The sequence below is a fragment of the Polaromonas sp. genome, assembly GCF_030682935.1.
Classification (GTDB): domain Bacteria; phylum Pseudomonadota; class Gammaproteobacteria; order Burkholderiales; family Burkholderiaceae_C; genus Polaromonas.
Genome location: NZ_JAUXNA010000202.1, coordinates 1 through 8,616 on the forward strand (window position 1 = coordinate 1; position 8,616 = coordinate 8,616).

The 8,616-nt window shown below is 62.0% G+C and carries 9 protein-coding genes and 1 pseudogene; 5 read left to right on the plus strand and 5 right to left on the minus strand.

Going from position 1 to position 8,616, the window contains the following annotated elements:
• The 5 genes from Q8K05_RS09410 to Q8K05_RS09430 all read right to left on the minus strand — a co-directional run.
• Positions 1 to 548 (minus strand): efflux RND transporter permease subunit (locus tag Q8K05_RS09410; RefSeq protein WP_305246371.1); only part of this gene is annotated, 548 nt, incomplete at its 3' end.
• 12 nt (positions 549 to 560) lie between these two features.
• On the minus strand, positions 561 to 2,198 hold the full coding sequence (locus Q8K05_RS09415; protein ID WP_305246372.1) for an efflux RND transporter periplasmic adaptor subunit: 1,638 nt from the start codon (positions 2,196 to 2,198) through the stop codon (positions 561 to 563).
• The gene (locus tag Q8K05_RS09420; RefSeq protein WP_370868813.1) at positions 2,195 to 3,370 is read right to left on the minus strand and encodes a TolC family protein; all 1,176 of its coding nucleotides are present in this window, start codon (positions 3,368 to 3,370) and stop codon (positions 2,195 to 2,197) included. Before Q8K05_RS09420 ends, Q8K05_RS09415 begins: the two co-directional genes overlap by 4 nt.
• A gap of 229 nt (positions 3,371 to 3,599) precedes the next feature.
• Entirely contained in the window at positions 3,600 to 3,998 is a 399-nt protein-coding gene (locus Q8K05_RS09425; protein WP_305246374.1) for a hypothetical protein, read from the minus strand.
• Positions 3,999 to 4,072: 74 nt separating this feature from the next.
• A complete protein-coding gene (locus Q8K05_RS09430; RefSeq protein ID WP_305246375.1) occupies positions 4,073 to 4,228 on the minus strand; it encodes a hypothetical protein in 156 nt (51 codons plus the stop codon).
• A gap of 396 nt (positions 4,229 to 4,624) precedes the next feature.
• Between Q8K05_RS09430 and trpE the strand changes: the two genes are divergently transcribed.
• The 5 genes and pseudogenes from trpE to trpD all read left to right on the plus strand — a co-directional run.
• Positions 4,625 to 6,124: an anthranilate synthase component I gene (gene trpE / locus Q8K05_RS09435; protein WP_305246376.1), complete on the plus strand. Its 1,500-nt coding sequence runs from the start codon at positions 4,625 to 4,627 to the stop codon at positions 6,122 to 6,124.
• A gap of 4 nt (positions 6,125 to 6,128) precedes the next feature.
• Complete coding sequence (locus tag Q8K05_RS09440) at positions 6,129 to 6,443, plus strand: chorismate mutase (RefSeq protein WP_305246377.1); 315 nt, start codon at positions 6,129 to 6,131, stop codon at positions 6,441 to 6,443.
• Between the two features lie 3 nt (positions 6,444 to 6,446).
• Positions 6,447 to 7,019, plus strand: a complete 573-nt coding sequence (locus Q8K05_RS09445) for an aminodeoxychorismate/anthranilate synthase component II (protein WP_305246378.1) — start codon at positions 6,447 to 6,449, stop codon at positions 7,017 to 7,019.
• 56 nt (positions 7,020 to 7,075) lie between these two features.
• The gene (ltaE, locus tag Q8K05_RS09450; RefSeq protein ID WP_305246379.1) at positions 7,076 to 8,125 is read left to right on the plus strand and encodes a low-specificity L-threonine aldolase; all 1,050 of its coding nucleotides are present in this window, start codon (positions 7,076 to 7,078) and stop codon (positions 8,123 to 8,125) included.
• Between the two features lie 42 nt (positions 8,126 to 8,167).
• Positions 8,168 to 8,616: pseudogene (gene trpD / locus Q8K05_RS09455) on the plus strand (anthranilate phosphoribosyltransferase); the annotation flags it as partial.

Sequence of the window (8,616 nt, forward strand, 5' to 3'; positions counted from 1 at the left end):
TGCACAAAGCCGCCGATGGAGGCCACCTCGGCCACGCCGTGCGCCTTGGTCAATTGGTAGCGCAAATACCAGTCCTGCAGCGTGCGCAGTTCGGCCAGCGTCTTGTCCTTGGCGATCACCACGTACTGATAGACCCAGCCGACCCCGGTGGCATCCGGCCCGATCTGCGGCGTGACGCCCTTGGGCATGCGGGCCGAGGCGAAGTTGAGATATTCCAGGACGCGCGAGCGGGCCCAGTAAATGTCGGTGCCATCCTCGAAGATGATGTAAACGAAGGAGGCGCCGAAGTACGAGAAGCCGCGCACCACCCTGGACTTCGGCACGGACAGCATGGCGGTCGTGAGCGGATAGGTCACCTGATCTTCCACCACCTGCGGCGCCTGGCCCGGGAACTCGGTATAGACGATCACCTGCACGACCGACAGGTCGGGCAGCGCGTCGATCGGCGTTTTCACGACCGCGTAAACGCCGGCGACCACGATGAACAGCGTGGCCAGCAGGACCATGAAGATGTTCCTGGCCGACCAATCAATAATCTTGTTGATCATGGTGGATTCCTGTCAGCGTCCAGCAGGACGGTTTGCAGCATGCGTACCATCCTTGCCCTTGTCGGCCGCGCCGGGTTTGACGCCCGTGATGACCCATTCCCCGGGCTGTCGCTCGACAAACTCGAATGCAACAGTCGCTCCGGGCTTCAGCGCCCTCAGCAGCGCGTCGTTGGCGGTCTTGAATTCCATCGTCATGGCAGGCCATTTCAGGCTCGTCACCGGACCATGGCTGATGCTGACCATGCCGGTCCCGGCATCGACGCTGTCCACCGTCCCCTCGGCCTTGTGTCCCGCACCCGTGGTGCCGTTCTTCGCCGCAGGGGACTCCTCCTGGGCTGGCTTTGCGCCACCGGTGCCTGGTGCTCCAAAACCACCGATGGCCGCCTTCAGATTGCTTTCGGCATCAATCAGGAAGTTGGCGGCAACCACCACTTGCTCACCGTCCCTGACACCTTCCAGCACTTCAACATAGTTATCGCTACGCTCGCCAAGCTTGACTTCCCGCGGCTCAAAACGGCCTTCTTTGGCATGAACCAGGACGATGCGACGGGTGCCGCTATCAATGACGGCGGAAACTGGAACCGTCACGACATTGCTCCTGGGGGCCACGGTCAGCTCCACTTGCGCAAACATGCCGGGCTTGAGCAACTGGCCGGGGTTGGGCAGCTCTATACGCACCTGGACGGTGCGCGTCTCAGCGTTGAGCGTCGGGTAAACGTAAGTAATGTCGCCGGCGAACACCTTGCCCGAATAGGCATTGATCATCACCTTGGCCTTGGCCCCCGACTTGACCAGTCCGATATCCTGCTCAAAGACATCAGCCAGTACCCAGACCGATGACAGATCGGTGATCTGATAAAGCGTTTCGCCCGGCATGAAGCGCATACCCTGCAGCGCCTTCTTCTCGGTCACGATGCCGCCCACCGGGGAGCGGAAAGTCATGGTGCGTTTCGCTTCGCCGGCTTTTGCCAATGCCCTGATCTGTTCGTCTGAAATGTCCCAGTTCCTCAATCGCATCAGGCTGGAGTCGGCCAGCTGCTTCATCCCGGACTGTGCATCGCTACCGGCGTCCTTCAAGGATTGCACGCCTTGCGCTGCGATCGTGTATTCACGCTGCGCGGAGACCAGTTCCGGACTGTAGACGTCGAAAAGCGCCTGCCCCTTGCCGACCGACTGGCCGGTCGCGCTGACATGCAGGCGTTCAAGGTAGCCTTCAAACTTGGGCGAGATGGCATACACGCGTCGTTCGTCCGCCTCGATCCGTCCGGCGGCCCGCACCACCTTGTCAAGCGCCCTCAAACTGGCCGCTTCCGTCTTCACGCCAAGTTTCTGGATTTTCTCGGTGCTGATCCTGATCTGGTGGGCCGAGGCCGGCTCGGCGTCTGCCTCGCCTTCGTAGACGGGGATGTAATCCATGCCCATCGGGTCTTTCTTCGGCACGGGAGAGCTGTCGGGCAGTCCCATCGGGTTGCGGTAATAGAGCAGCTTGCGCTCTTTCTTCGCGCTGGTAGCCGCAGGTTCCCCTGCCGTCGCAACAGCAGTATCGCCGTGGCCGCCGACCGCCCCCCGGTTGCCCATCCAGTAGCCGCCGCCGGCTGCCAGTGCGGCCACAATGAGCCCGCCAATCGCGATGTTCGTGCCCTGTTTCATAGGTCTTCTCCCAAAAGTCGTTCGATGTCGGCCAGGCGCGCCTGGCCTTGCGCCTGCAGCTTGATCTGGTTCTGTTTGGCCTGGCGGATCTGCCGCTGCGCATCCAGCAAGGTTGCAAAATCCACCTTGCCGTTTTCATAGCTGGCGAGCGCCGCCTTGAAGGTGATTTCGGCTTGCGGCAGCAGGCTGTTTGCAATCGCCATTTCGGTGCGGCGTGCAGCATCAAGGCCGGAAAGGTTTTCCGAGAGATCGGACAACACCTGGTTGGTCGCTGAATCCTTGCGGGCACGGGCCGCCGACAGCATGGCTTCCGCTTCCCGTTCCTGCGAGCGACGTGATGACTGTTGCAGCGGAATATTGAGTTCGACCATCAGCATCCATTCCTTGATCGCGCTCCTGTACTGGACCGGCGCAATACCGACCGTGAAATCCGGATAGCGGTTTTTGTAAATCAGTTCGCGGGTTTTCTCGGCCGCCTTCAGGCGCGCATCCTCTGAGAATAATTGTGGGTTGCGTCCGCGTACGCGGTCTTCCAGCGCGGCGTAGTCCAGCTTGACCGGCGCCGGCAGCGGACGCAAGCGTTCCGGCTCAGCCAGCGGCGCGCTGGCCGGCCGCGCCACCAGTGCATTCAGTCGGGCCTGGGTCTGGAAGCGTTCGTTTTCGAGCGCGATGAGTTCATTTTTGAGATTGGTTTGCTCTACCTGCGCGCGAATCACGTCCTGCTGCGCAGCCAGGCCGCCGGCATAGCGCACTTGCGCGATTTTTTCCAGCCGTGTCATCAGATCCAGGATTTCCTTTGTCAGCCGTTCGCTCTGGTGGAGGTAGTAAAACTGCGCGTAGCCGGACTTGATGCGTGACGACAGGTCTGACCAGGTTCCCAGCGCGCGCCCCTTGGCGCCTTCGGCTTCCAGCGCGGCGATGTCGCGCTTGAGGTCGCGCTTGCCAAACCATGGCAGGTCTTGCATCAAGGTATAGCGTGTACTGCCGACCCGGTTCGGCAATAAGGTCGGGTTTTGTTCTCCCCCCATGGTGATGTCTTCGAGCTCCACACGCAGCTTGGGGTCGGGCAAAGCGCCCGCCGCAGCGATTCGCTCGTCGGCGGCTTGCGCCTCATGGTGCATGCTTGCGTATTCCGGATTACGCTCTTTGGCAAGCGCAAGAAGGCTTTCCACGCTGCCTCCCGGTGCTGGTTCGCCTGACAGCGCGAGGGTAGGCACGCCAGTGGCCAAGGCGATGGCTAAAACGCACGCGCGCAACGGATGTTGCATATGATTTCCTAACAGGCTAAGGATGAAATACGAGTGCGGTCTGGCTTATCGGACAAGCAGAAAACCTCCAGACAGCAAGACAAGCGGCCGGAGCGCCTCGCGCGCTCAGGCCGCAATCAGAACGCTGGAGAGGTTAAATGCGAAAGCAGCAGTTGCGCACGGCCAATGGTGGGGCCGTGGTGCGCCTGAGAAGTGGCGCCTGCAGGAGGGCACCCAAGGGTGCGGGAGTGACGCGGGGTAGCGGGAAATCGGTGGCCAGATCGGCCGGGATTGCCAATCCAGGCACTTGGGATTTATAGGCGGTCTGCGGGTCAGCCTTGCAGTGCGCATGGCACAGGCTGGGCTGCACGTCGTCCATGGTGGGGGCCATGGACGACGTGCATGGCATGCCCGCATCAGCCATCGCGGCTATTTCACTGACTTTTGACGTCACACCCGGGCAGACATGGCTGGCCATCGCAAATTGCATGAACAACAGGCTGACCAGCGCGAAAAGCACTGTGAGCAGACGGTTGCGAAGACGCAAAAGCATATGGGTTGGGGCGTTCGTGGACGTAATTGACTCGTGAAGTTTAAAGTACGCAGACAGAAAATTGGATGCCAGCGTTAAATAAAGAACCCCGTCCCAAGGGGCGGGGTATTGGAAGAAAGCAAGCTGGCGTCATGACCCGTTTCGGCGCCAGGCCCGCCACGCCTCGCGTTTTCAAACTCATGAAAAGGCTCCAAAATAAAAACAGAAAAAGAACGAACAGTCTTTTTCATGGCTTCATTGGCAGGTTCGATCTCAGCGCTCGCAAGAGGGTTTGCGAGATCAGCATCAGTACCCGTACGGTAGCTGTTGTTGTAACTTTGCCCGGATGGGTCTGGCGGGCCGGGGTCTTTGCTACACTTTGGGCACCATGTTCATTCATTGCGTCGTTCAGACAGGTTGTGCCGGCCGGGGAGCCTGGCTTTGGCGGTCCTGTCCTTTCTCGCACGCCTGAGGCGTTCACGGGTTGGCGCAGGTGCCGCTCCGTGCACCTGCTGCAGGTTCTGCGTCATCCCGGTTTTGATGTGCTCTTGCCCCACGCAAGAGCATCCCGGCCCCGGTCTTCGGGGTATTTTGAATGACAGGTGGCGGCGTCTTCAACACGTTGTCCGCCAGCGAAGGATCCCATCGTGATTTCTGAACTCGAATTTAAAAGTCTGGCGGCGCAAGGCTACAACCGCATTCCGCTGATGGCGGAGGCCTTTGCCGACCTTGAAACCCCGCTGTCCCTCTATCTGAAACTGGCGCACAGCAAGGACGGCGGCAAATTCAGCTTTTTGCTGGAATCCGTGGTCGGTGGCGAGCGCTTTGGCCGCTACAGCTTCATCGGTCTGCCCGCCCGCACGCTGGTGCGCGCCTCCGGCTTTGGGGCTGACATGCTGACCGAAGTGGTAACCGACGGGCGCGTCGTTGAAACTTCCAGGCTCAACCCGCTCGATTTCATCAGCGACTACCAAAAACGCTTCAAGGTCGCGCTGCGGCCCGGCCTGCCACGCTTTTGCGGCGGGCTGGCCGGCTACTTTGGCTATGACACGGTGCGCTACATCGAGAAAAAACTGGAAAGCAGCTGCCCGCCCGACACGCTGGGCTGCCCCGATATCCTGCTGCTGCAGTGCGAGGAGCTGGCCGTGATCGACAACCTGTCGGGCAAGCTGTACTTGATCGTGTATGCCGATCCGGCCCAGCCCGAGGCCTATGCCAACGCCAAGAAACGCCTGCGCGAACTCAAGGAGCAGCTCAGGTACTCGGTCAGCGCCCCCAGCGTCAAGCCGTCGCAGGGCTACCCGGCCGAGCGCGACTTTGCCAAGGCTGACTACATCGCCGCGGTGGAGCGCGCCAAGCGGCTGATTGAAGCCGGCGACTTCATGCAGGTGCAGGTCGGCCAGCGCATCAAGAAGCGCTACACCGAGTCGCCGCTGAGCCTGTACCGCGCGCTGCGCTCGCTCAACCCGTCGCCCTACATGTATTACTACCATTTTGGCGATTTCCATGTGGTCGGCGCGTCGCCCGAAATTCTGGTGCGCCAGGAGCAGGTAGAAGAAGGGCAAAAAATCACGATTCGCCCGCTGGCCGGCACCCGGCCGCGCGCCTCGTCGCCAGAAGCCGACAAGGCCGCCGAGCACGAACTGATCAACGACCCCAAGGAGCGCGCCGAACATGTCATGCTGATTGACCTGGCGCGCAACGACATTGGCCGCATCGCCAAGACCGGCACGGTGAAGGTGACCGAAGCCTTTGCCGTCGAGCGCTACAGCCATGTGATGCACATCGTGAGCAACGTCGAAGGAATTTTGCTCGACGGCATGACCAGCATGGACGTGTTGAAAGCTACCTTCCCGGCCGGTACGCTGACCGGCGCGCCCAAGGTGCACGCGATGGAAGTGATTGACCTGCTGGAGCCGACCAAGCGCGGGCTGTACGGCGGTGCCTGCGGCTACCTCAGCTATGCGGGCGACATGGACGTGGCGATTGCGATCCGCACCGGCATCATCAAGGACGGCACGCTGTATGTGCAGGCGGCGGCCGGTGTGGTCGCCGATTCGGTGCCCGAACTGGAATGGAAGGAAACCGAAGCCAAGGCGCGCGCCTTGCTGCGCGCCAGCGAACTGGTCGAGGAAGGACTGGAGTGACCCTATGACGCTGATTCACAAAGTGGACCCCTGCCGCACCATGGCGGACGTGCGCCATCACATTGACGCGCTGGACGAGCGCATCGTGGCCCTGATGGCCGAGCGCAGCGGCTACGTGGCCCAGGCCGCCCGCATCAAGCAAAGCGCCGATGAGGTGCATGACCAGGCGCGCATCGACTTCATTGTTGATCGTGTGAAAGCCATGGCCCGCGCCCAGGGCGCGCCCGCCGCCGTGATCGAGGCAGCCTACCGCGCCATGATTGCCGCGTTCATTGAATTTGAGCGTGGCGAATTCAAACGCCTGCGCCAGGAGGCCTGAGCCATGAAACTCTTGATGATCGACAACTACGACAGCTTTACCTACAACATCGTCCAGTACTTTGGCGAGCTGGGGGCCGAGGTCGAGGTGTTCCGCAACGACGAGATCACGCTGGCCGAGATTGCCGCGCGCGCGCCTGACCGGCTGGTGGTGTCGCCCGGCCCGTGCTCGCCCGCCGAGGCCGGTATTTCGGTGGCGGCGATCCAGCACTTTGCCGGCAAGCTGCCGATTCTGGGTGTCTGCCTGGGCCACCAGGCCATAGGCGCGGCGTTCGGCGGCACCATCGTGCGGGCGCAGCAGCTCATGCACGGCAAGACCAGCGTGATCACCACCACGCAGCAAGGCGTGTTTGCCGATTTGCCCCGGCAATTCACCGTCAACCGCTACCACTCGCTGGCGATTGAACGCGCATCCTGCCCCGAGGTGCTGGCCGTCACGGCCTGGACCGACGACGGCGAGATCATGGGCGTGCGCCACAAAGAGCTGCCGATTCAGGGTGTGCAATTTCACCCCGAGTCGATACTGACCGAGCACGGCCACGCGATGCTGAAAAACTTCCTGACGCAGCAGGCGTGAATTTGCTATGTATTCAATAGCTGCAAATGTCCGAATTGATTGGGCTGGAGGCTTAAATGATTCATAAAACTGTTGATCTGCGAAGCGACACGGTGACCCAGCCGACCGCCGCCATGCGCGCGGTCATGCTGGCGGCCCCGCTGGGCGACGACGTGTTTGGCGACGACCCCAGCGTCAATGCGCTGCAGGAAAAGATCGCCGCTATGCTCGGCTTCGAAGCCGCGCTGTTCATGCCCACCGGCACGCAGAGCAACCTCTGCGCCATCCTGGCGCATTGCCAGCGCGGCGACGAATACCTTGTCGGCCAGATGGCGCACTGCTACCGCTGGGAAGGCGGCGGCGCGGCGGTGCTGGGCAGCGTGCAGCCGCAGCCCTTGAGTCATCAGGCCGACGGCACGCTGGCCCTCGCTGACATTGAAGCGGCGATCAAGCCCGACGATGCGCATTTCGCCCGCAGCCGTTTGCTGGCGCTTGAAAATACGCTGGGCGGCAAACTGCTGCCGTTTGGCTATCTGCAGCAGGCCACGCAATTGGCGGCAGCCAGGGGCCTGAGCCGGCATCTGGACGGCGCGCGCCTGTTCAATGCGGCTGTGGCGCAGGCGGCGCAAACGGGCAGCGACGCCAGGACAGAAGCACGCCGCATCGCCCAGTGCTTTGACAGCGTCTCGGTCTGCTTCAGCAAAGGCCTCGGCGCGCCGATTGGCTCGGCGCTGTGCGGCTCGCAGGGCTTCATTGCACGCGCCCACCGCATCCGCAAGATGGCCGGCGGCGGCATGCGCCAGGCCGGCATGCTGGCGGCGGCGGCCTCGCATGCGCTGGACCACCACGTCGAGCGGCTGGCGCAGGACCATGCCCTGGCCCGGCGGCTGGCAGACGGGCTGACGGAAATTGAAGGCTTGCAGGTCGAGGCGCCCCAGACCAACATCGTGTTTGCGGACCTGAGCGGCGCGGCCAAAGCGCGGTCGGCGGGTCTGCTGGGCCATCTGGCCGACCACGGCATCCAGGCCACCGGCCTGTATCGGCTGCGCTTTGTCACGCACTTGGATGTGGACGAGGCCGGCATTGACCAGGCTGCAGTCGCGATTCGTCAATTTTTCAAGGCCTGAAGGCCTGTTGCCATTCAGAAAAAACATATCCCAAAGACGCCCATGCCCAACAGCCACAAAATCACCCCGCAGCAAGCCCTGCAGCGCACCATCGAGCACCGCGAGATATTTCACGACGAGATGCTGCACCTCATGCGGATGATCATGAGCGGCGAGATGTCGCCCGTGATGATGGCCGCGCTGATCACCGGGCTGCGCGTCAAGAAGGAAACCATCGGCGAGATAACCGCGGCCGCGCAGGTGATGCGCGAGTTTTCGACCAAGGTCCATGTGGCCGACAAAACCCACCTGGTCGATATCGTCGGCACGGGCGGCGACGGCTCGCACACCTTCAACATTTCGACTTGCGCCATGTTTGTGGCCGCGGCGGCGGGTGCCAAGGTCAGCAAGCACGGCGGGCGCAGCGTCAGCAGCAAGTCGGGCAGCGCCGACGTCATCGAGTCGCTGGGCATCAACATCAACCTGTCGCCGGACGCGATTGCCAGGTGCAT